21 protein-coding genes are annotated in these 21,722 nt (G+C 58.3%); 8 read left to right on the forward strand and 13 right to left on the reverse strand.

Translation table 11 applies throughout. The features are described 5' to 3' along the window. Positions 1 to 36: 36 nt before the first annotated feature. Positions 37 to 1,614: a DUF5928 domain-containing protein gene (locus ACR0DL_RS14275; RefSeq protein WP_480689764.1), complete on the reverse strand. Its 1,578-nt coding sequence runs from the start codon at positions 1,612 to 1,614 to the stop codon at positions 37 to 39. Positions 1,615 to 1,754: 140 nt separating this feature from the next. Here ACR0DL_RS14275 and ACR0DL_RS14280 point away from each other — a divergent pair, with 140 nt between their 5' ends. After that, the gene (locus ACR0DL_RS14280; protein ID WP_480689766.1) at positions 1,755 to 2,573 is read left to right on the forward strand and encodes a sulfotransferase family protein; all 819 of its coding nucleotides are present in this window, start codon (positions 1,755 to 1,757) and stop codon (positions 2,571 to 2,573) included. A 164-nt stretch (positions 2,574 to 2,737) separates the two neighbouring features. On the opposite strand, the gene ACR0DL_RS14285 is transcribed toward ACR0DL_RS14280, so the two are convergent. Continuing rightward, entirely contained in the window at positions 2,738 to 3,190 is a 453-nt protein-coding gene (locus ACR0DL_RS14285; protein WP_480649137.1) for an NUDIX hydrolase, read from the reverse strand. A 92-nt stretch (positions 3,191 to 3,282) separates the two neighbouring features. Further along, positions 3,283 to 5,115, reverse strand: coding sequence for a dihydroxy-acid dehydratase (ilvD, locus tag ACR0DL_RS14290; protein ID WP_170379356.1), 1,833 nt, complete (start codon positions 5,113 to 5,115; stop codon positions 3,283 to 3,285). 106 nt (positions 5,116 to 5,221) lie between these two features. Here ilvD and ACR0DL_RS14295 point away from each other — a divergent pair, with 106 nt between their 5' ends. The 4 genes from ACR0DL_RS14295 (at position 5,222) to ACR0DL_RS14310 (ending at position 8,203) form a co-directional block, all read left to right on the forward strand. Beyond that, positions 5,222 to 5,785, forward strand: coding sequence for a helix-turn-helix domain-containing protein (locus tag ACR0DL_RS14295; RefSeq protein ID WP_480689960.1), 564 nt, complete (start codon positions 5,222 to 5,224; stop codon positions 5,783 to 5,785). 29 nt (positions 5,786 to 5,814) lie between these two features. Further along, positions 5,815 to 6,084: a CBU_0592 family membrane protein gene (locus ACR0DL_RS14300; protein WP_170351845.1), complete on the forward strand. Its 270-nt coding sequence runs from the start codon at positions 5,815 to 5,817 to the stop codon at positions 6,082 to 6,084. Between the two features lie 80 nt (positions 6,085 to 6,164). Next, complete coding sequence (sseA, locus tag ACR0DL_RS14305; protein WP_170399356.1) at positions 6,165 to 7,019, forward strand: 3-mercaptopyruvate sulfurtransferase; 855 nt, start codon at positions 6,165 to 6,167, stop codon at positions 7,017 to 7,019. Beyond that, entirely contained in the window at positions 7,019 to 8,203 is a 1,185-nt protein-coding gene (locus ACR0DL_RS14310) for an amino acid aminotransferase (protein ID WP_480689768.1), read from the forward strand. The genes sseA and ACR0DL_RS14310 overlap by 1 nt, the downstream gene beginning before the upstream one ends. Positions 8,204 to 8,274: 71 nt before the next feature. Here ACR0DL_RS14310 and ACR0DL_RS14315 read toward each other — a convergent pair whose 3' ends face one another. Continuing rightward, on the reverse strand, positions 8,275 to 9,603 hold the full coding sequence (locus ACR0DL_RS14315) for an ammonium transporter (RefSeq protein ID WP_480689769.1): 1,329 nt from the start codon (positions 9,601 to 9,603) through the stop codon (positions 8,275 to 8,277). Positions 9,604 to 9,636: 33 nt separating this feature from the next. Next, positions 9,637 to 9,975, reverse strand: coding sequence for a P-II family nitrogen regulator (locus ACR0DL_RS14320; protein WP_170351849.1), 339 nt, complete (start codon positions 9,973 to 9,975; stop codon positions 9,637 to 9,639). 250 nt (positions 9,976 to 10,225) lie between these two features. On the opposite strand from ACR0DL_RS14320, the gene ACR0DL_RS14325 reads away from it, so the two are divergent. Beyond that, complete coding sequence (locus tag ACR0DL_RS14325; RefSeq protein ID WP_170552273.1) at positions 10,226 to 12,409, forward strand: transglycosylase domain-containing protein; 2,184 nt, start codon at positions 10,226 to 10,228, stop codon at positions 12,407 to 12,409. 62 nt (positions 12,410 to 12,471) lie between these two features. Here ACR0DL_RS14325 and leuB read toward each other — a convergent pair whose 3' ends face one another. Beyond that, positions 12,472 to 13,575, reverse strand: coding sequence for a 3-isopropylmalate dehydrogenase (gene leuB, locus ACR0DL_RS14330; RefSeq protein WP_170361851.1), 1,104 nt, complete (start codon positions 13,573 to 13,575; stop codon positions 12,472 to 12,474). A 91-nt stretch (positions 13,576 to 13,666) separates the two neighbouring features. Between leuB and ACR0DL_RS14335 the strand changes: the two genes are divergently transcribed. Beyond that, on the forward strand, positions 13,667 to 14,194 hold the full coding sequence (locus tag ACR0DL_RS14335) for a redoxin domain-containing protein (protein ID WP_170379343.1): 528 nt from the start codon (positions 13,667 to 13,669) through the stop codon (positions 14,192 to 14,194). On the opposite strand, the gene ACR0DL_RS14340 is transcribed toward ACR0DL_RS14335, so the two are convergent. The 7 genes from ACR0DL_RS14340 to ACR0DL_RS14370 all read right to left on the reverse strand — a co-directional run bounded on the left by ACR0DL_RS14340 (position 14,191) and on the right by ACR0DL_RS14370 (position 20,138). After that, positions 14,191 to 15,084, reverse strand: coding sequence for a LysR family transcriptional regulator (locus tag ACR0DL_RS14340; protein ID WP_480689770.1), 894 nt, complete (start codon positions 15,082 to 15,084; stop codon positions 14,191 to 14,193). The two genes, ACR0DL_RS14335 and ACR0DL_RS14340, sit on opposite strands and share 4 nt — an antisense overlap. A 57-nt stretch (positions 15,085 to 15,141) precedes the next feature. Beyond that, positions 15,142 to 16,185: an endonuclease/exonuclease/phosphatase family protein gene (locus ACR0DL_RS14345; protein WP_480689771.1), complete on the reverse strand. Its 1,044-nt coding sequence runs from the start codon at positions 16,183 to 16,185 to the stop codon at positions 15,142 to 15,144. Further along, on the reverse strand, positions 16,182 to 17,012 hold the full coding sequence (locus tag ACR0DL_RS14350; RefSeq protein ID WP_170361854.1) for a hypothetical protein: 831 nt from the start codon (positions 17,010 to 17,012) through the stop codon (positions 16,182 to 16,184). The genes ACR0DL_RS14345 and ACR0DL_RS14350 overlap by 4 nt, the downstream gene beginning before the upstream one ends. 330 nt (positions 17,013 to 17,342) lie before the next feature. Beyond that, entirely contained in the window at positions 17,343 to 17,948 is a 606-nt protein-coding gene (gene leuD / locus ACR0DL_RS14355; protein WP_170351856.1) for a 3-isopropylmalate dehydratase small subunit, read from the reverse strand. 42 nt (positions 17,949 to 17,990) lie between these two features. Next, positions 17,991 to 18,545, reverse strand: coding sequence for an HdeD family acid-resistance protein (locus tag ACR0DL_RS14360; RefSeq protein WP_170351857.1), 555 nt, complete (start codon positions 18,543 to 18,545; stop codon positions 17,991 to 17,993). Between the two features lie 37 nt (positions 18,546 to 18,582). Further along, positions 18,583 to 19,986 (reverse strand): 3-isopropylmalate dehydratase large subunit, encoded by a 1,404-nt coding sequence (gene leuC / locus ACR0DL_RS14365; RefSeq protein WP_170413102.1) that lies wholly within the window; start codon positions 19,984 to 19,986, stop codon positions 18,583 to 18,585. Between the two features lie 53 nt (positions 19,987 to 20,039). Beyond that, complete coding sequence (locus tag ACR0DL_RS14370; RefSeq protein WP_170351859.1) at positions 20,040 to 20,138, reverse strand: isopropylmalate isomerase; 99 nt, start codon at positions 20,136 to 20,138, stop codon at positions 20,040 to 20,042. Between the two features lie 90 nt (positions 20,139 to 20,228). On the opposite strand from ACR0DL_RS14370, the gene ACR0DL_RS14375 reads away from it, so the two are divergent. Beyond that, on the forward strand, positions 20,229 to 21,578 hold the full coding sequence (locus tag ACR0DL_RS14375; protein ID WP_170351860.1) for a mechanosensitive ion channel family protein: 1,350 nt from the start codon (positions 20,229 to 20,231) through the stop codon (positions 21,576 to 21,578). The last annotated feature ends 144 nt before the right edge of the window (positions 21,579 to 21,722 follow it).

Consider the following 21,722-nt stretch of genomic DNA (forward strand, 5'->3'; position numbering starts at 1 on the left):
TTGACCCTTCCGGCGGCATCGGCAGGTGCCGCCGGATCAGTCTGCAAACAGATAATCCAGTCTCATCACGGCCTGCGCCTTGTCTTCTGGGACATTCAGAAATTCAGCCATTACCTCTTCGTTTTCAGCCCGCGTATTGGCCTCGCGGATACGCAAGTATCCTTCGAACCCCGCACCCCGGATCAACTCGGTTTCATAGGCCAGCGAATTGCGCAAGGCCGGCACAAGGCGCGCAACGGTTTCCGATGGGCTGTTTTCTCCGGCCAGACCGACCCGCCGCGCATGGCCGATCAGGTAATCGTCAGAATAGTCGCATTCGATCTCAAGAACCCGGGTCCTGACCTGGTCCGAGCAGAAATCCTGAATGATATCCAGATTTGCCGGGTCCACACACAGTACCAGCTTGTTGGTCTGGAAATGATCGAACAACATCCGCACGACCGCGCGCCGGTGGCGGGAGCGCTTGGTTAGCGTCGTCTCGATACCGCCAAGATTAGGCAGAAGGGTGTCTTCTTCATTGAACAGGTATTCGACACAAGGAATGTCAGTCTCGGACGTGATCTGATCGACCAGACGCTTGGCCACGTGCCATTTTTTGCAAGCAATTAGATATAGTTCGCGTTCGGGACCCAGGGTATTCCCGGCCTCCCAAAAGCGCTGCCCAAAGCGGCGGCCAACGCGTCCGCGCCCGGTTAGAAACCCATAGAGGTTCCGCCCTTCATCCGAGATTTGGAACTCGACCCCTTCGCTGGCATAGAGCTGGCCCAGCCTCTCTTTCAACTCATGCGCCTCGGGGCTGATCTTGCGGGCAAACATGTAATCCTGCCCCAGCAGCATGTCGTAGTGATCGTTGTAAAAGGTCACCGGCATCCCGTAATCCGAGAACATTAGGAAAGTGGGGGTTCGGTTCTCAATCTCTTCCTTGGGGATCAGATGGCGGACTAGGGTCTGGAAAAACGTCTCATCCGGTATCCAGGTGGTCGAGAAAAAGCGGACCACATCCGGGCGCTGTTGCAGGAGCTCAAGGATCATCTCGACCGTGCGGCGGCGCAGGCACCACCACTGACTGCCGATCATAACTTGGATGTCTGCGGGGATATCGCGCGTCAGGTCAAAGCGTTTTTGTAGGTTGTATGCGGCATAGAACCGTTTGCTCTGGGTGCGTTCGTTGAAGAAATGACGGTAAATTAGCCGGTCTTCCTTCATACCGGTTTTGATCCAGTTGCTGGCAAAGAAATCGTGGCTTTCCACAAAATCCTTGTCGTTTTCGTCCAGAAACCAATGGATGTACTCGGCGGTTTTGATCGCCATGCAATCGCCAGACAGCATGTAGAAATGGGTGACCCGTGGAAACGCATCCACCGCAGCCTGCACGGCATTCAGGGTCGCCTGCACCAAAGACCACTCGCCCCAGCCGCATTTGATGCGCTTGGCGGCAAAAGCCACATTTGGATTATCTTTCAACGCGCTGCGAATACGGCCATAGGCCACCGCGCTGGCGCGCGCGTCAAAATGGATGGCCATGCAGTCGCCTGCGGCTGTCAGTTGCTCGGCCTGCGCGATGATTGCGTCAGGGTCCTTGTGGCACAATAGAATATAGGCAATTTTTGCCATATTGCGTCTGTAACGTCCGTTTCTGCCTGTTTGCTCTCTGATACTGAGGATGAGCGATTGAATAAACAGAATATTTTTGGTTCTTTATGAGCCTAAGCGGGCGCGTGTGGTTATTTTGACCCGCTGAGGAGGCATTGCAGATGGGTTTTCCCGGTACATGGATGACCGAGAGTGAGAGTATGGTGTACCGTGTTGTGCCGAAATGTGCGTGCTCGACCATCGGGCAGATTATGTACTACTCGGACCACGGTCGGTTTTTCGACGGCGATATTCATGACGCCAAGGACGGCATGCACAAATGGGCCTTTGCCGACAGCCAGGCCCGGATTTCCGGCAATATTCGCAAACACGCCTCATACTCTTTTACCTGTGTGCGCAATCCGTACACCCGGATACTCAGCTCGTTCTTCGACAAGATTTGCGGTATTCAGCGCAATGGCAGCCGGTATCGGGGCAATCTGGTCCCGACGCTGATCTATAATTACGGGATCGAAGTGGGCGGCGATGACGGCAAGGGCGAGTTTGACCAGATCGCCAGTTTTCGCCGCTTTTTGCTGTTTGCGCGGGATACGATCCGCTGGCGCCGACCGATGGACCCGGACATTCACTGGTCAGCCGTGTCAGGGCATGTCTCGACTTTCATCGTAAATGGTGGACGCTACGACCGCATTTTCTGGACCGAGAAATTCAATGTCGGAATGCAGGGGGTGCTGGACAATCTGGACACACCTCACGCGGTCAGCCTTTCAGATATTCCACGGTTCAACGAATCCGAAGGGCATGGCCCCAAACGTGCGCATCCGGTCGAGGATTATTTCGACGATCTGTCCATGCATTTGGTCTTCGAAATCTACAAACAGGATTTCGAACTGTTCCGATACGATTTTGAGAACCCGGCAAATAAGATGCCGATTGGTGAGATTGATCTGGACGAGGTTCACGCAAAACTAGGCGATTGACTTGCCATAAGGCAGGCACTCCCGCCTATCGTCAATGTCTCTGACGAGACATCTCCTCTAGTTAGGCCCGGCGCTGCGCACTGCGCGGCGCCGGGCCCAAGGCCGAACGTAGCATCGGCGTAGCCGATGGTGCGGGTCGGGCGCGGGAGGCTGTCTGAGATGACTCAGGTAACGATCAGTTCGCGTTTCAGACCGATAGGGTACAAATTTGGTCCGCTATCCGTATCGAGTTCACTGAGGTCGTGCCAACTGGCTCTGCACATGAGGCCGTTATCCTCGGCAAAGGTGATAGCATGTTTTGGTAGGGCAGATGGATTTGATAGAGTCACTTCTGTGGCGAAAATTATCTCATGCCCCAGCTGGCCTTCGTGGCGATAAATGTTCTCCAAAACCAAAGGCGCGCCGGAAATCTGAATGTCAACGCCAAGCTCTTCGTGAAATTCGCGTTTCAGCGCGTCCTGCCAAGTTTCGCCGAACTCAACTGTACCGCCAAGCGGACGGACACCTTTCAGATTGCCACTGTCGTCATGGACGTCGGCCACCAAGAGACTGGGACCTCTCCATAGCAAGCCGATCGCCTTGACCCGAATGCCTTGATACGGACGCCAAATCGTCATCAGAGCTCCTTTTGATCAAGTTGGCATTCAAAAATGAAAAGGCCCCGCTGTGCAATACAGCGAGGCCTATAATCTACCTACCGCAACCCGGTTCAGACCTGACGCACGGCTCCTTTCGCCGCGCTGGTTGTCAGCTTGGCATAGGCCTTCAGTGCGGTCGACACCTTACGCTTGCGCGGCTCGGCTGGCACCCAGCCCTTTTCGTCCTGCTCTTCGCGCCGTGCTGAAAGTTCCTCGTCAGACACGGCCAGATGGATGCTGCGGTTGGGGATGTCGATCTCGATCTTGTCGCCCGGGCGCACCAGTCCGATCTCACCGCCCTCGGCGGCTTCGGGTGAGACGTGGCCAATCGAAAGGCCCGATGTACCGCCCGAGAACCGACCATCAGTCAGCAGGGCGCAGGCTTTGCCCAGACCTTTGGATTTCAGATACGAGGTCGGATACAGCATTTCCTGCATCCCCGGACCGCCGCGCGGGCCTTCATAGCGGATCACCACGACGTCGCCCGCTTCGACTTTGCCGGTCAGAATGTCATTGACCGCCTGATCCTGACTTTCGCAGACATAGGCCGATCCGGTGAAGGTCAGGCTGGCGGGATCAACGCCTGCAGTTTTCACGATACAGCCGTCCCGAGCGATGTTGCCAAACAAAACCGCCAGACCGCCATCCTGGCTGAAGGCATGCTCTTTCGACCGGATTACACCGCCTTCGCGGTCGATATCCAGTTCCTTGTACCGGTTCGATTGGCTGAAGGCTTGGGTGGTGCGCACGCCCCCGGGGGCGGCCTTGAACAGCTCTTGCGCCTTGGGGTTGTTGGCGACCTTGATGTCCCAATTCGCGATTGCCTCACCCATCGTGGCGGAATGCACGGTGGCGCAATCTTCGTGCAGCAGCCCCGCTCGGCCAAGCTCACCCAAGATCGAGAAGATACCCCCGGCGCGGTGAACGTCTTCCATGTGTACGTTTTCAGTGTTTGGTGCCACCTTGCACAGGCAGGGGACTTTGCGGCTAAGGCGGTCCATGTCGGACATGGTGAAATGCACCTCGCCTTCATGCGCGATGGCCAGCAGGTGAAGAACCGTGTTGGTCGATCCGCCCATGGCAATGTCGAGGCTCATGGCGTTTTCAAACGCCTCAAAGGTTGCGATCTCGCGCGGCAGGAAGCCTTTTTCGTTCAGATCATAATGGCGTTTTGTGATCTCGACGATGCGGCGACCGGCTTCAAGAAACAGATCTTTTCGATCAGCGTGGGTGGCTAGGGTTGAACCATTGCCCGGCAGCGCCAGACCCAGCGCTTCGGCCAGGCAGTTCATCGAGTTGGCGGTGAACATGCCCGAGCATGACCCGCAGGTCGGGCAGGCATTTTCTTCGATATGCTGCACCTGTTCGTCGGTGTATTTGTCATCAGCGGCGGCAACCATCGCGTCGACAAGGTCAATCTTTTTGACGTCCAGATCAGCGATGTCGATCTTGCCCGCTTCCATCGGACCGCCCGAGACGAAGATAGCCGGGATGTTCAGGCGCATAGCGGCCATCAACATGCCGGGGGTGATCTTATCGCAGTTCGAGATGCAGACCATCGCATCGGCGCAGTGGGCGTTGACCATATATTCCACCGAATCCGCGATCACCTCACGCGAGGGCAGCGAATACAACATTCCGTCATGGCCCATGGCGATACCGTCATCCACCGCAATGGTGTTGAACTCTTTGGCCACACCACCCGCAGCTTCGACCTCGCGCGCGACCATCTGGCCCAGATCCTTCAGGTGAACGTGGCCGGGAACGAACTGGGTGAACGAGTTGACGATGGCGATGATCGGTTTGCCGAAATCGTCATCCTGCATACCGGTTGCGCGCCACAGGCCGCGGGCACCGGCCATGTTGCGGCCATGGGTGGAGGTTCTGGATCGGTACATTGGCATGATGCTGTTTCCCTTTTGCCCCGGTTGCGATATGCGGGATGTGTGCGTTATAGCGCACGTACCACATGTGCGCTATAACGCACAAGAGGATTCGAAAGACGACCAGATGGCACCGGACGATATTACACTGAAACTGCGGGATGTGCGGGCGGCCTCGGGGCTGAGCCTGTCGAAGGTGGCCGAGATGACCGGCGTCAGCAAAGCCATGCTGGGCCAGATTGAACGTGGCGAATCCAGCCCGACCATCGCGACGCTATGGAAGATTGCCAAAGGGTTTCAACTGCCCCTTAGCGCGCTGATCGGTCCGGCGGCGTTTCGGGATACGACCACGCCTGACGTGTTTCGCACGGTGACCTTTCCAGGCAGCATCGAGGTTAAGATCGTCTTTCCCTTTGACCCCGCCCTGCGGGCCGAGACCTTTCATGTGGAACTTTCGCCGAACCAAAGCCACGAATCCGCCGCCCACGCGACCGGTGTGACCGAAGAGGTCTTTGTCCTGAACGGCGCGCTTGAGATTTTGCGGGATGGTGAGTGGGTGGCGCTTGTGGCGGGACAGGGCCTGCGATTTGCGGCGGACCTGCCGCATGGCTATCGCGCCGGTGATCAAGGGGCTGTTTTTTTGAACATGCACCATTATGCACAATTGGATGCGCTGGCCGCGATCGGCTGAACCTGACCCCACATAGTAATAGGCAAGATATGGGCGCTTTTCTGGAAACTCTAACACTGGCGGACGCGATTGGCTCAATCGGTGCTTTGGTCGTGGTGGCTGCGTATTTTGCCACTCAGATGCGGATGATGAATTCGGACGATCTGGCATTCCCGGTGCTGAACCTCGCCGGGTCGATCCTGATCGTCTATTCGCTGCTTCAGAATTTCAATCTGGCGTCGATGTTGATCGAATCCTTCTGGATTCTGATCAGTATGATCGGGATCGTTCAGTTTTTCCGTCTTAGGCGCGCGCGTTAGGCGGGCTAGGCCCCATCCAGTCTTGAACCCGAATGCGTGCGCGTATAGGGAAAACTCAAGCTCGCTTAGGGGAGGCTTTGATGCTGGACGATCCGAAAACACTCGTTTCCACCGAATGGCTTGCCGCCCATATCAAGGATCCTGATTTACGGATTCTGGACGGGTCATGGTATCTGCCGCAACAGGGGCGGGATGCTAAGGCGGAATATGATGCCGCCCATATTCCCGGCGCGCGGTTCTTCGATATCGATGATATTTCCGATCAGCGTTCGGACTTGCCGCATATGGCACCACCGGTCGAAAAATTCATGTCGCGCTTGCGGGCGATGGGTGTGGGGGATGGACATCAGGTCGTGGTCTATGACGGTGCCGGGTTGATGTCTGCGGCGCGGGTCTGGTGGCTGTTTCGGCTGATGGGTCAGGAAAACATCGCTGTTTTAGATGGCGGCTTGCCGAAATGGCAGGCCGAGGGTCGCGAAATCGAAGACCTGCCGCCGATCATTCGGGATCGCCACATGACCGTACGTGTGCAAAACCATTTGGTACGGGATGTGACGCAGGTATCGGCCGCAGCCAAACTCGCCGATCATGAGATTATCGATGCCCGATCCGCCGCCCGCTTTGCTGGAACTGCGGCTGAGCCGCGCGAAGGTTTGCGGTCGGGGCATATTCCGGGGTCGCGCAACGTGCCTTTTGACCTGTTGCTGAACAAAAATGGTACGATGAAATCGCCCGACGATTGCCGCGCTGTGTTCGAAGCCGCAGGTGTGGACCTGTCAAAGCCCGCGATCACATCCTGCGGGTCGGGCGTGACCGCCGCCATCCTCAGCCTGGCGTTGGAACGCTTAGGCAAGAAAGACCACTCGCTTTATGACGGCTCCTGGGCTGAATGGGGTGCCTTCCCGACCCTGCCCGTCGCAACCGGAGAGAACTGATGTTCGAGAACCTCAAACCGCAGCCTGCTGACAAAATTCTGGCATTGGTGCAGATGTACCGCGAAGACCCGCGTGATCAAAAGATCGATTTGGGCGTCGGCGTCTACAAGAATGCCGAAGGTGTGACCCCGGTAATGCGCGCGGTGAAGGCCGCCGAAAAGCGCATTTTGGAAGAGCAGGAAAGCAAAGCCTATACCGGTCTGGCCGGTGATCCGGCCTATGCGGATGCGATGATTGGTTTGATTCTGGGCACGTCCGTGCCGCGCGGTAACATCGCTGCCGTGGCCACTCCGGGCGGCACCGGAGCCTGCCGCCAAGCGTTCGAATTGATCCGCATGGCCAACCCATCGGCGCGCGTTTTCGTGTCGAACCCGACATGGCCGAACCACCTGTCGATTCTGAACTATCTGGGAATGGAGATGGTCCCCTATCGCTATTTCGACGGCGATACCCGAGGCGTCGATTTCGATGGCATGATCGAGGATCTCAAGACGGCCAAGGCGGGTGACGTGGTGCTGTTGCACGGCTGCTGCCACAACCCGACCGGCGCCAACCTGAACATGGTGCAGTGGCAAGAGGTCGTGAACCTGATCAACGAACGTGGTCTGGTAGCGATGATCGACATTGCCTATCAGGGTTTTGGCGATGGTCTGGAGGCGGACGCGCAGGCGGCCCGTCTGGTAGCCTCGTCGGTCAAGCGCTGCCTGATCGCGGCGTCGTGCTCGAAGAATTTCGGCATCTACCGCGAACGTACCGGCCTGTTGATGGCGATCAGTGATGATGCGGCGCAGACAGCCTTGAACCAGGCTACGCTGGCCTTCCTGAACCGCCAGAACTATTCCTTCCCGCCCGATCACGGTGCACGCGTGGTGACCACCATCTTGAATGACGACGCCCTGCGCGCCGATTGGGCTGCCGAGCTCGAAGATGTGCGCCTGTCCATGCTGGGCCTGCGTCAGCAACTGTCGGATGAGTTGCAACGACTCAGCGGCTCGGACCGCTTTGGTTTCATTGCTCAGCACCGCGGCATGTTCTCGCGCCTGGGTGCGGCTCCGGAACTGGTCGAGAAACTGCGCGGCGATCACGGTATCTACATGGTCGGCGACAGCCGCCTGAACATCGCCGGCCTGAACGCGACCACCGTGCCAATTCTGGCCAAGGCGATTGTCGACGTCGGGGTTTGAAATCCCGCAGTTTTAATCAATGAAAACCCGGGCGCGAACGCCCGGGTTTTTTGTTTGAGAGTGGTTGACTCTTAGCCTTTTGAAAACTCGGGATACGCTTCCATACCCAGTTCCGCCATGTCGAGGCCGTTGATCTCGTCTTCTTCGCTGACGCGGATGCCGACGGTGGCTTTCAGGATCATCCACAAGATCATTGCGCCGACAAAGGTGAACACACCGTAAGCAATGATGCCTGTCAGCTGCGTGGTCAGGTTGGCCTCACCGTAGAAGATGACGGCGATGGTGCCCCAGATACCGCAGAACAGGTGAACCGGGATGGCACCGACCACGTCGTCGATCTTGAACTTGTCCAGCATCGGAACCGCAAAGACCACGATGATACCGCCCACGGCACCGATCCACAGCGCACCGAACAGGGTCGGGGCCAGGGGCTCGGCCGTGATCGACACCAAACCGGCCAGTGCGCCGTTCAGCACCATGGTCAGGTCGGGCTTCTTGTACAACAGCTGGGTCATAATCAGCGCCGCGACAGCTCCCGAAGCGGCGGCCATGTTGGTGTTGGCAAAGATGCGCGACACGTCCGAGGCATCCCCCACGGTGCCCATAGCCAATTGCGAGCCGCCGTTGAAGCCGAACCAGCCCAGCCACAGGATGAACGTTCCCAAGGTTGCCAGCGCCAGGTTCGAACCCGGGATCGGGTGGACCTTGCCGTCTTTGTTATACTTGCCTATGCGCGGGCCCAAGATGATGGCCCCGGCCAAAGCCGCCCAGCCGCCGACCGAATGCACCACGGTCGACCCGGCAAAGTCGGAAAAGCCTTGTGCGTCCAGCCAGCCGCCGCCCCATTTCCATGACCCGGTGATCGGGTACATGATACCGGTCAGCACAACGACAAAAGCCAGGAAGGGCCACAGCTTGATGCGTTCGGCAACGGCGCCCGACACAATCGACGCAGTCGCGGCAACAAAGACCAGCTGAAAGAAGAAATCCGACCCGATCGAGGCATAATCCAGAGCCGCTGCATCGGCGCCGACGCCAACGGGATCAAGCACGGTGGTTGAGAAGAACGGACCCAGCCAGCCGGAGATGGACCAGCCATCGCCCGGATACATCAGGTTGAAGCCGATCAGCCAGTACATGATCGCGGCAATCGAAAACAACGCCACATTCTTGATCATCTGCATGGCCACGTTCTTGGAACGCACCAGCCCGCCTTCCAGCATGGCAAAGCCAGCAGCCATGAAGAAAACGAGGAAGCCGCCCATCAGGAACAGCAGAGTGGTAAAGATATACTGGGTGTGCAGCGCGGCCTCGCCTTCGACGGCAGCCTCTTGCGCCAGACCCATCTGCGGCAGCGCGACAATCGCGGCGGCAGGGATGAGAGATTTCATCAGGTTCATAGTCAGTCCTCGAATTTTTGGAATGGAGGGCACTTAAAGCGCCTCTTCGTTCATTTCCCCGGTCCGCACGCGCAGGGCCTGCTCGACATCGAGGACGAAAATCTTGCCGTCGCCGATCTTGCCGGTTCGGGCGGTTTTGGTGATGGTTTCGACGATCTGGTCGGCCATCGTGGCAGGCACCACAATCTCCAACTTGATTTTGGGCACGAAATTCACTGCGTATTCAGCGCCACGATAGATTTCTGTGTGACCAGATTGAGAGCCAAAGCCCTTGATCTCGGTCACCATCATGCCTTGCAGGCCTGCGTCGGTCAGTGCCTCGCGCACCTCTTCAAGCTTGAACGGCTTGATTGTCGCAATAATCAGTTTCACGTTGGTCCCCTCTACGGTCCGGTCTGTTTGCACCTGCAGAAAAAAGAGCGTGCCTGACCGCAGTAAGGAACGGGTAAGGAGGGACGACGCCGGGTGAATGCGTGGGGAAGTGCACAATTTTTGCACAAAAAGTGACAATTGAGTAATAAATAGGCACGCTATAGAGGGTGATTGCCGGAATTTCAGACCTCTACTTCACCGGCGTGGCATTGTATTGTGCCTCAAAACGATAACCGGGCAGAGTTTGAGCATGACTGAGTCCAGGCGCCGAAAGGCACCGCTTGTCGCGGATAAAAGATACCCGTCGAAAGGGCGCAAGCCCGCGGCGACCAAGCGCACCGCGAAAACCGCGGGCAAGAAGGCGGCCGCGCGCAAAACGACGACGCGCAAGACCACGCGTAAGAAAACGCGCCGGAAATCTGGTGGCGGTGGTGGGGGTATTTTCCGCCGTTTCTTCCGGTGGGTCTGGCGGTTGATCTGGGGCATAACCTGGCGTGTCGGCGCGGTGGTTGCGATGCTGTTGGCGCTGGCTGTTGGAGTTGTCTACACCACGCTGCCAGATGTGAATGAACTGCTGGACGGTCGGGCGCGGGGGTCGGTCACGCTGTTGGACCGCAACGGCAAGGTCTTTGCCTGGCGCGGGGATCAGTTCGGCGGGGTGATCACGGCGGGCACTGTTTCACCGCACCTCAAAAACGCTGTCGTCGCCACCGAGGATAAGCGGTTCTATCGCCATTTCGGCGTCAGCCCCCGAGGTGTGGCCAGTGCTGTGCGCATCAACCTGAGCGAGGGGCGCGGGCCGTTGTCAGGCCATGGCGGATCAACCATCACGCAGCAGACCGCCAAGCTGCTCTGCTTGGGCGTGCCGTATGTGCCCAGCGAGTGGGAGTCCGAGGCTGCGTATGAATCCGATTGCCGTCAGGGGTCGCTGTGGCGCAAGGCCAAGGAAGCGGTCTATGCGATTGCGATGGAGGTCAAATATTCCAAGGATGAGATTCTGACCATCTATCTCAACCGCGCGTTCCTTGGTGCCGGTGCCCGCGGGTTCGAGGCCGCAAGTCAGCGCTATTTCGGTATCTCTGCAGCCGAGGTGAACCCGGCGCAGGCGGCGATGCTGGCCGGTCTGCTGGTGGCCCCCACGCGTTATGCGCCCACGAACAACCTGCAACGCTCGCAGGATCGGGGGCGTTTGGTGCTGGGGCTGATGGAGGCGCAGGGCTATCTGACAACCGCGCAAGCCAGCAGTGCCCGCAGCAACCCGGCGCAACTGTCCGAAGCCGCCGCAGCACGGGCCGGCGGGTATTTCGCCGATTGGGTTATTACCGAGCTGCCCAGTTACTTTGGGGCAGATACCACGGATGATGTGGTGATCAAGACGACCCTGGACCAGCGCTTGCAGAAATCGGCAGAAGAAGCGCTGAAATACATCTTTCAGGAGAAAGTTCGCGAAGGGTCCAAGGCGCAGGCCGCAATTGTGGTGATGTCGGCAGACGGCGCCGTACGCGCCATGGTCGGCGGGCGCCAAACGCGGGTCTCGGGTGCGTTCAATCGCGCCACGCAGGCATTGCGCCAGACCGGATCGTCCTTCAAGCCGTTTGTCTATGCCACTGCTTTGGAGCTGGGCTATTCACCGCTGGATACGGTTGTGGATGAGCCCTATTGCGTCAACATTCCAGGGTCCGGTCAGTGGTGTCCCAAGAACTATACCCACAAGTTCTATGGTCGGGTTACGCTGGCAGATGCACTGAAGAATTCGCTGAACATCCCGGCGGTGAAAGTGGCCGAAGTTGCTGGTCTGGACAATGTCCGCACGGTCGCCAGTGAGTTCGGCATCGACAGCGATCTGGCGCAGGGGCCGGCCTTGGCGCTGGGCGCGTCGGAAAGCACGCTGATCGAGATGACCGGTGCCTATGCCGGTATCCTCAATGGTGGCTCGGCCGTGGAACCCTATGGCCTGTCAGAGTTGAAGCTGCTGGAGGATGATACGCCGGTGATGGTGACCAGCTCGGGCATTGGTGAGCGGGTGATCAACGACAAGGCCGCCAAGCAGCTGACCTGGATGATGCAGCGTGTGGTGTCCGAGGGGACCGGCGCACGGGCGCAACTGCCGGGCTGGCAGGTGGCCGGTAAGACAGGCACGACGCAGGCGGCGCGGGATGCGTGGTTTATCGGATTTACAGCAGATTACGTGGCTGGTGTCTGGATGGGTTATGACGACAACACACCCCTGTCCGGAGTTACCGGGGGTGGGCTGCCCGCAGAGATCTGGAAAGAAACCATGCTGCGCGTGACCGAAGGTATGACACCCACACCGCTGCCGATGCTGGCCCCGGATCCACCTAAACAGGTAGCACAGCCGCAGCGACAACGCCGCAGGCAGGGTGGGTTTGAAAATGCCATCAACAATCTGCTGAACAATATCTTCGGCAACTGATGCACCAATAAAAAAGGCGGTGCGCGTGGCACCGCCTTTTATTTGTCTGATGTGAAAGCGGATCAGAGGCTGCTGTCCAGCGCTGCCAGAATCGCGTCACCCATTTCGGTGGTCGAGACCGGCTGAACACCCTCATCGGCCAGCAGGTCGCCGGTGCGGACACCGTCAGCCAGAACCTTCTCGATCGCGGCCTCCAGTCGATCCGCCTCTTCGCCCTGATCAAAGCTATAGCGCAGTGCCATGGCGAAGCTGAGGATACAGGCGATCGGGTTGGCTTTGCCCTGACCCGTGATATCGGGGGCCGAGCCGTGGACCGGTTCGTACATCGCCTTGGGGCGGCCATTGGCCATCGGTGCCCCCAAGGACGCCGACGGCAGCATGCCCAGCGAGCCGGTCAGCATCGCGGCACAATCCGACAGGATATCGCCGAACAGGTTGTCGGTCAGGATCACGTCAAATTGTTTGGGTGCGCGCACCAGCTGCATCGCGCCGTTGTCGGCATACATGTGCGACAGCTCGACCTCGGGGTATTCCTTGGCCACACGGTCCACGACCTCGCGCCACAGGATGCCCGATTCCATCACGTTGGCCTTCTCCATCGAGCAGACCTTTTTGTTCCGGCGCATCGCCAGTTCAAAGGCCGAACGCGCGGCGCGTTCGATCTCGGATTCGGTATAGCGCTGGGTGTTGATGCCAACGCGTTCGTTGCCTTCCTCGAAGATACCGCGCGGCTCACCGAAATAGACACCCGAGGTCAGCTCGCGCACGATCATGATATCAAGACCGGCGACGATGTCTTTTTTCAGCGACGAGAAATCGGCCAGCGCGTCAAAGCACTGTGCAGGGCGCAGGTTGGAATACAGGTCCATTTCCTTGCGCAGTCGCAGCAACCCGCGTTCGGGCTTGAGGCTGAAATCCAGATCGTCGTATTTCGGACCACCAACAGCGCCCAGCAGAACGGCGTCAACTTCCTGCGCCTTGGCCATGGTCTCGTCCGACAGGGGCTTGCCGTGCGCGTCATAGGCCGCACCGCCCACCAGATCCTCGCTCACGTCAAAGTGAAGGCCGCGCTTTTCGCCGAACCAATCGATTACTCTGCGCACTTCGGCCATGACTTCGGGGCCAATTCCGTCTCCGGGCAGGATGAGGAGCGAGGGGTTGGACATGAAGGATCTCCTTGCGTTTCGTCGCAAAGGCCCTAGCGTCTGCGCCGCATCGGGTCAATGAGACGATCCGGCCAATTCACGAGGAAAACACATGTTGATACCGGGAAACCCCGTTCCTGAGCTGAAAATTGAAACCATAAGCCATGGACGTTTCGATTTGGATACCGGCAAGGGCGAAAATGGCACGTTGGTGATTCAGTATCGCGGCCTGCACTGTCCGATCTGTATCAAGCAGATGGCCGAGGTCGAAGCGGCGCTGGATGAATTTGCCGAGCTTGGTATCGAAGTGATCATGATCACCACAGACACGGCTGAGCGCGCCGCGGAAACGGCCGAGAAGGCCGGTGTTTCGCGGCTGCGTGTGGGGCACAGCCTGCCAATGGCTGCGGCGCGGGATGATTGGGGGCTGAACATCTCAACCGCGCGCGAAGGCAGCGCCGAACCTGACCTGTTCGCCGAACCAGGTCATTTCTTCATCGCCCCGAATCGAATGCTTTACTATGCGTGGCAACAGACGACGCCCTTTGCCCGACCTGCCATGTCCGACATTGTTGGCGGTCTGAAATTCACTCTGGGCAACAACTACCCGCCGCGCGGCACCTATACCGGCGCGCTTTAAAGGCTGGCCTTCAACCCGTCCGCCAGCAAATCCCAGACCCTGCGAATGCGCGGGGTCTGACGCATGGCCTGCGGTGCGGCCAGCCAGACTGGCAAGGTCTGAACATCAACATCCAGCGGTATTATTTCGACATCCGGATCAGCCTTTGCCACTTCGATCTGGGTAAAGCCGATTCCGCATCCCGCACGGACCAGTTGCCAATAGGCGCTTTGCAGGTCACAGCGGGTGGCGAAGCTGTCCCTGCTGGCGGGCCACCCTCGCGCGCGCATCTTAGTGATGATCTGTTCATTGGCGTCAAAGCCTACCAGATCGTGGTCGAACAGTTCTTCGGGGCGTGTTGGCCGCCCGGCGCGATCCAGATAAGTGCGGGCCGCGCAAAAACACAGATTCACATCCCCAAGATAGCGCGAGATCAGGTCCATCTGTTCCGGGCGATACATGCGCACGGCAATGTCGGCCTCGCGATACAGCAGGTTTTCGATCGTGTCCGTTGCCACCAGTTCCAGTTGAATGGCCGGCTCCTGGGCCCTGATCTGTGCCAGAATTGGTGGCAGCAGATGATGCGATGCAAAGACCGAGGCGGTGATGCGCACCGTCCCCTCCAGTTGCTGTGCCTGACCTGCCGCCGTCAGGCTGAATGACGTCATCGCTGAATGCATCTGTTGCGCCATCGGCAGCAGTTGCGCCCCAACATCGCTGAGCTTCAGGCCGCGGGCATGCCGGTCGAACAAGGACACGCCCAGCTCATCCTCAAGCGCGTGGATTTGGCGGCCCAGCGTAGGTTGGCTTCGGTCCAGCTGCCGCGCTGCTGCCGAAAGCGAGCCGGTCTGAGCCACGGCCAGAAAGCTTTGGATCAAAGACCAGTCGGCATGAGTAAGAGATTTGTCCATTCATAAATGAATACACGTTCCGAGTCTGGCGGCAATAACAGAAGTTAAATGAATGGATCAGTGCGAAAGCTGCTTGGGCGCAGCAATGTCGACCCAGACCAACCGGTGTCTGCTGGCCTGTTCGGCGGCGATGCGCAGAGGCGTGCCCGGTTTGGGCCAGAACACCCCCGCTGCGGTAACTTGCAGGTCGGCCGAGGGCAGCACGTAATCCACCCGCATTTCGCCCACCGCCTTCCAGACCACAGTAGTCTGGGACTCCAATGGTTGATCTGTGTGTGGGTCCTGCAAGCGCGGATCGGCCAGCAGCGCCTGTATTGCCTCTTTCCGCCCATCGCCGCGTGTCGGGTCCAGATTGGCATCTCCGGCGATCACGAAGGGGCCTTGGGGCCTATGCCCCAATTCTCCGTCCAGAACTGCGGACCAAAGGCGGATTTCGTCGCGGTTGCGCAACCCGTTGCGGTCCTCGGGGCCGTCAAACACTGGTGGGGCCGCGTGAAATGTCATCAGATCCAGCGAACCAATGGGTGTGTCCACAGGTACGATCCAATGGGCAACAGCGGACAGGCGCTGAATGCGCTGGGCCTGTTCTGATGGGAAGGGGCCGTCTTCCGTCACTGGCAATTGCGCGCCCGGTAGGTCGCGCCACAGCAGATCCGTAAACTGCTGCACAGTGTCGGTGCGGATAGGGTGCCGTGACAGCACCGCAAGCCCACCCTGACCGGTGAAACGACCCCAGCCCTGCGCGTCTGCCGGGCCATGGGTGCGCCCGTCTCCGTTCAGATCCAAAGCGGTCTCAAGCCCCGCATTGGGCTGGGCGGCGAAGTGATGGGGATAGTCCAGTCCAGCGGTCCGCAACAGATCGACCAAAGCAGTCAAAGCCTGCCCGTCCATATCCCAGTCGATGCCTTGCAAGCTGACGATATCTGGTCGGGCGGCGACCAGAACGTCGACCACCGCCTGTACCTGTGGATCGCCGCGCCGGATATCGCGCAGCAACAGACCAGGCCCGTCGCGGTTAAGTTCAGTGTTGAAGGTGGCAATGCGCAGCGTTTCTGCCTGTGCCATTACCGGCAACAGCAACAGAAGAAGAATGCGGATCATGCGGCCTGTGTGGACTCAGCCGTGGAATAGGCGCGGCGCTTTTCAACGATCAGATTGGCGATGCGCAATGTCGCCATGCCGCGCATGATCATTGAGGCGGGCAGGAAGGCCCAGGCGCTCATGGTCCAGATCATGGTCTGAGGATTGCTCAGCGAGATCGGGTTGGCATAGTCAGTCAGCAATTTGATCAGCGCTGGAATCAGGAATGGCAGCAGCACCCCGATCGAGATATTCAGGCGCCCGTCCCGTTGCAGGCGGGTGACGACGTCCCCGCCCTTGGTCGGGTCAAACAGAGGCAGGTTGGTCCAGACGTTGAACGCACCGTTGCCGGTAGGCCAGCCGCGCATCTTCACCGCATAGGCAAAGCTGGCAATGGTCACTAGCGCGGCAACATAAGCAACACTGGCAGAGATACGCACCAATTCGATCAGCGGCGCGTTGGCATCGGCGGGCAGCACCAGCACAACCAGCCGAACCGGCGAATAGGGGAAATCGACAACATTGGCGATGCCCAGCCCCAACGCATAAAAAAGCCCGGTCAGATCGCTGGGCGCATAGGCGTTTTTGCAGATCAGCGTCAGGAAAGTGATCATCGACATCAACCCGACAAAACGCAGGCGGTTCACAGGTGGTGCGTCGCGGAATTCGATAAAGCTGGGAAAGGCCGAGTTATATTCAGCAAACGTCAGAAAGAATGCGAGAATGGCGAGAAAGACGACAATCTCGGTGCCATTCGTTGACGATACGGGCAAGTACAACGCGGGGGTTAGCACCATCAGTGCAACCATTATTCCCCGAATTGCCGCCCCAGTTGTGCGCGCAATCACTATCCGAACCCTTTCCAAACCGGAGTAGCCGATTCTGTGCCGACTTACGTTCCAACTTGTGCCCGCCGCATTTTTTATGACGGATGCCTCTGTCTCGCCAACTTTGACGATAAGCGACATTTCGCTCAAGCCAGGGTGCAGAAAACACGTAGTTTCGGGCAAAATGATGGCGCAACTGGTGCGGGATTGCATCATTTTCGACGCAAATCCGACGTGTATCTCAAATTGATACCTATATCTTGTGGTAGTTAGACCTTTGACCCCAAGAATGCGAATGGGGCCGCCGAGACGACCCCATTAGGTTGAGTATTCACAGATTCATCCACAGAATCACACCCAGGGGCGGGCCTGGCCTGCGTGATCCTCGAATTTGTCGATGTGATGGTCTTTTTCCATCGTCAGGCCAATATCGTCCAAACCGTTCAGCAGGCAGTGTTTGCGGTGTGGGTCGACGTCAAACTCGATCACGACGCCATCCGATGTTGTGATCTGCTGATCTTCCAGATGCACGGTCATGCGGGCGTTCTGACCCTTATGGGCATCTTCCATCAGCAGCGCGTGATGTTCTTCTTCGACCACGATCGGCAGAATGCCGTTCTTGAAGCAGTTGTTATAGAAGATGTCGGCAAAGCTGGTCGAGATCACCACCTTGATGCCGAAATCCTTGATTGCCCAGGGCGCGTGCTCGCGGGACGAACCGCAGCCAAAATTGTCGCCTGCCACCAGAATCTCGGTTTCACGATAGGCGGGTTGGTTCAGGACGAATTCTTCGTTCTCCTGCCCGTCATCGTGATAGCGCATCTCATCAAACAGCACGACGCCAAGGCCGGACCGTTTAATGGTTTTCAGATGCACTTTCGGAATGATCATATCGGTGTCGATATTGATCAGTGGCATTGGGGCAGCCACCCCGTGGACTTTGTCAAACTTTTCCATGTTCACACTCCTGCGGGAGAAGGCTGCGCCCGTTCCCCGCGTTTAAGCCTGTTTCGCTTCTATTGTTTCGTCTTTGGGTGCGTTCTTGATGAAGAGCGCCATGAAGACCAATCCGAACCCGTTGAACAGCATCTCAATGCCCAGGAAGATCCCCAGAATGCTCAGCAGAGCCTGGGGTTCCTTGCCCACATACGTCCAGATGATAGCGGCGAGGACGATCGACAAGATGCCCGAGATCATCGTGGGCCAGAAAAACTGCGTTCCTTTCATTTGGAACGACAGAATGACCCGAGCGATGCCGCCTGCCATAAACAGAACCAGCATCACCGTCGCCAAGGTCAAGGTCCCCTGCAGCGGGTGATCCAGGAAGGACCAGCCCAGAAACAGCATCACCACACCCATGATGAGAGACAGGATCTTGTTGCCGGTGCCTTCGACGGTGAACCCGCCGACAACCTGCAACGCGCCTGCAATCAGCAGCAACACCCCAGTCACCACCGTCACCGCAACCGAAGCTGCAATCGCATTGCCCAGCGCAAAGACGCCAAATGCTATCGACAGCAGCCCCAGCAGGAACCATTTGATCCAGTCACTCATGTGTTCAATCCCTCAAATATCTAGATATGAGGAGACCTTACATCAATTCACGGACGTCTGTCAGCCGTCCCGTAATTGCCGCAGCGGCAGCCATTGCAGGGCTCAGCAGGTGGGTGCGTCCGCCCCGGCCCTGACGACCTTCGAAGTTGCGGTTCGAGGTCGCGGCACAGCGTTCCCCCGGTGCCAGCTGATCCGGATTCATCGCCAGGCACATCGAACACCCAGCCAGACGCCATTCAAAGCCTGCTGCTTTGAAGATATCCGCCAGACCCTCTTCTTCGGCCTGAGCGCGCACCAGGCCCGAGCCGGGAACGATCATGGCCCGCAGACCATCTTTGATCTTTTTGCCCTTCAGAATTTCGGCGGCGGCGCGCAGGTCTTCGATCCGGCCATTGGTGCAGGACCCGATAAAGACGGTGTCAATTTCCACATCGCTCAGCTTTTGGCCCGCTTCCAGGCCCATATATTCGATCGAGCGGCGGGCCGCCTCGACCTTGCCGCCTTCGAAATCCTCGGGGTTCGGCACGGTTGCGGTGATCGGCAGGACGTCTTCGGGGCTGGTGCCCCATGTGACGACTGGCGCAATGTCTTCGCCGCGCAGAGTGATAACCTTGTCAAAATGCGCGTCTTCGTCGGTGTAGAGCGTTTTCCACCAGTTCAAAGCCGCTTCCCATTGCGCACCTTTAGGAGCGTGCGGGCGACCTTTGACATATTCAAACGTAGTTTCGTCCGGCGCTATCAGGCCCGCCCGGGCGCCACCTTCGATGGCCATGTTGCAGACGGTCATGCGACCTTCCATCGACAGATCACGGATCGCTTCGCCACAATACTCGATGACATAGCCGGTGCCGCCAGCCGTACCGGTCTCACCAATCACGGCCAGAGTGATGTCCTTGGCGGTCACGCCTGGCTGCAATTTGCCGGTGATCTCGACCTTCATGTTCTTGGATTTCTTCTGGATCAGAGTCTGTGTGGCCAGAACATGCTCGACCTCAGACGTGCCGATACCGTGGGCCAGCGCGCCAAACGCGCCATGGGTGGCGGTGTGGCTGTCGCCGCAGACAACGGTCATGCCGGGCAGGGTCCAGCCCTGTTCCGGGCCGACGATATGAACGATGCCCTGACGGACGTCATGCACTGGGTAATAGTGAATGCCGAAATCCTTGGCGTTCTTGTCCAACGCTTCGACCTGAATGCGCGATTCCGGGTTTTCGATCCCGTTCACGCGGTCCGGTGTAGTCGGAACGTTATGATCCGGCACGGCGATGGTTTTTTCCGGGGCGCGCACCTTGCGGCCCGCCATGCGCAGGCCTTCGAACGCCTGCGGGCTGGTCACTTCGTGGACCAGGTGGCGGTCGATATACAGCAGGCAGGTGCCATCATCGGCTTCGTGCGCGACATGGGCATCCCAGATTTTGTCATAGAGTGTTTTGGGGGACATTGGTCCTCTCCCGTATTTAAATGAGAAATAGCTGGCGAGTGGCTGGACGCGCCTTATAGGCGGGCCAGAACCGTGCGGGCGGCCCCAAAGAACCGTTCACGCAGGCGCGTGCGGTCTTGCAACGTCGGTGCAGGGGCCAGATTGAGTCTCATGCGCACCAGATATATCGGGCTTTGCTGTCAATCAAGGTTCAATCCGGTGTCAGACTTGCATCATTGTGCAACGCTGTCCAAGCTGGAACCATGAATCAGGACCTGATCCCCAGCTCGCTGTCGGACCTTTATGAAAACATGGTCGCGGGCTTTTCCGTGCAATTCGAAAACCTTGTCGAACTGATTGTCACCCCCGGTTGGCGACAGCACCAGTTGGTCATCATTGTTGTTCTTTGGGGGTTGGCCCTCCTTTTGAAATTGGCAACGCAAGGCCGGTGGGAGACCTGGGCCCGGTCCCGCTCGGGCTGGCCGAAATGGCGGCTGCGTACCTTGGTGCAGTTAATGCAGCGCCTGACGCTGGTTTATTTCGTGGTGATGTCCTGGGCGTTGTATCTTTTGATGCAGCAAGTCACCTGGCCGTCGCGCAGTTACATTATCGGCGTGTTTGCGACTTTGGCCTTGGCGTGGCTGGCCATTGCCCTGGTGGCGCGGCTGGTGCGCAACCGGACCCTGCGGCGGATATTCAAATGGGCCATGTGGGTCTATGCAACGCTGATTGCGCTGAATCTGACCGATGACGTGGCCGATTTTCTGGACGGGGTAGCGATTTCCATCGGCGATCTGCACATCTCGGCGCTGGGGATCATCAAGGCGGTTCTGCTGATCGGTATTTTGCTGACGCTGGCCCGTATTGGCACCCGCGCGGCTGAGCGGGGGCTGATGAACAATGACGACATCACCCCATCCATGCAGGTGTTGTTGGCCAAGGGCATTCAGGTGCTGCTGTATGGCGCTGTCTTTCTGGCAGCCATCCGCACGCTTGGGTTTGACCTGACCGGTATTGCGCTGCTGTCCGGTGCGATTGGTGTGGGGATCGGGTTCGGGCTGCAAAAGGTGGTGTCCAACCTGATATCCGGGATCATCATCCTGATGGACCGGTCGATCAAGCCGGGCGACGTGATCTCGTTGGGCGACACGTTCGGCTGGATCAATGCGCTGGGCGCGCGTTATGTCTCGGTCGTGACGCGGGACGGGCGGGAATACCTGATTCCGAACGAGGATCTGATCACCAATCAGGTGGTGAACTGGTCGCATTCCGACAAATTCGTGCGATTGGACCTGGAGTTCGGCACCAGCTACGACGACGACCCGCATAATGTCCGTGCAACGGCCATCGGTGCGGTCAAATCCGTAACGCGCGTGTTAAGTGGCGGTAAGCACGAGCCGGTCTGCCACATCACCGGGTTTGGTGACAGCAGCGTGGATTACGTCCTGCGGTTCTGGATTAGTGACCCGACCAAGGGCCTGACCAATATCCGCGGCAATGTCTATCTGGCCCTGTGGGATGCGTTTAAATCCAAAGGTATTTCCATCCCTTTCCCCCAGCGCGAGGTTCGGTTGTTGTCCGACGCAGCCACGCAACAGGTCGCCAAAGAGTGATCCCCTGTGCGCCCCGCATAGCGGCGTTTCATTGAAATGTTGCATTCCCCTTGTTACCTTATTAGTACCCCGGCGCCGGGGTTTTACGGCGCGCAGCAAAGGAGGACTATGTTCTGTCTCTACATACCCAGGCGGGTTTGCCCG

Source organism: Ruegeria sp. BB5 (genome assembly GCF_056539405.1).

Coding starts and splice junctions, on each gene's coding strand:
- leuB (WP_170361851.1), bottom strand. CDS start 13,575: ATGTCCAACCCCTCGCTCCTCATCCTGCCCGGAGACGGAATTGGCCCC.
- ACR0DL_RS14335 (WP_170379343.1), top strand. CDS start 13,667: ATGTTGATACCGGGAAACCCCGTTCCTGAGCTGAAAATTGAAACCATA.
- leuD (WP_170351856.1), bottom strand. CDS start 17,948: ATGGAAAAGTTTGACAAAGTCCACGGGGTGGCTGCCCCAATGCCACTG.
- ACR0DL_RS14285 (WP_480649137.1), bottom strand. CDS start 3,190: ATGACGATTTGGCGTCCGTATCAAGGCATTCGGGTCAAGGCGATCGGC.
- ACR0DL_RS14325 (WP_170552273.1), top strand. CDS start 10,226: ATGACTGAGTCCAGGCGCCGAAAGGCACCGCTTGTCGCGGATAAAAGA.
- ACR0DL_RS14315 (WP_480689769.1), bottom strand. CDS start 9,603: ATGAACCTGATGAAATCTCTCATCCCTGCCGCCGCGATTGTCGCGCTG.
- ACR0DL_RS14340 (WP_480689770.1), bottom strand. CDS start 15,084: ATGGACAAATCTCTTACTCATGCCGACTGGTCTTTGATCCAAAGCTTT.
- ilvD (WP_170379356.1), bottom strand. CDS start 5,115: ATGCCAATGTACCGATCCAGAACCTCCACCCATGGCCGCAACATGGCC.
- ACR0DL_RS14310 (WP_480689768.1), top strand. CDS start 7,019: ATGTTCGAGAACCTCAAACCGCAGCCTGCTGACAAAATTCTGGCATTG.
- ACR0DL_RS14375 (WP_170351860.1), top strand. CDS start 20,229: ATGAATCAGGACCTGATCCCCAGCTCGCTGTCGGACCTTTATGAAAAC.
- ACR0DL_RS14280 (WP_480689766.1), top strand. CDS start 1,755: ATGGGTTTTCCCGGTACATGGATGACCGAGAGTGAGAGTATGGTGTAC.
- ACR0DL_RS14345 (WP_480689771.1), bottom strand. CDS start 16,185: ATGATCCGCATTCTTCTTCTGTTGCTGTTGCCGGTAATGGCACAGGCA.
- ACR0DL_RS14300 (WP_170351845.1), top strand. CDS start 5,815: ATGGGCGCTTTTCTGGAAACTCTAACACTGGCGGACGCGATTGGCTCA.
- ACR0DL_RS14275 (WP_480689764.1), bottom strand. CDS start 1,614: ATGGCAAAAATTGCCTATATTCTATTGTGCCACAAGGACCCTGACGCA.
- ACR0DL_RS14360 (WP_170351857.1), bottom strand. CDS start 18,545: ATGAGTGACTGGATCAAATGGTTCCTGCTGGGGCTGCTGTCGATAGCA.
- ACR0DL_RS14295 (WP_480689960.1), top strand. CDS start 5,222: ATGGCACCGGACGATATTACACTGAAACTGCGGGATGTGCGGGCGGCC.
- leuC (WP_170413102.1), bottom strand. CDS start 19,986: ATGTCCCCCAAAACACTCTATGACAAAATCTGGGATGCCCATGTCGCG.
- ACR0DL_RS14370 (WP_170351859.1), bottom strand. CDS start 20,138: ATGAGACTCAATCTGGCCCCTGCACCGACGTTGCAAGACCGCACGCGC.
- sseA (WP_170399356.1), top strand. CDS start 6,165: ATGCTGGACGATCCGAAAACACTCGTTTCCACCGAATGGCTTGCCGCC.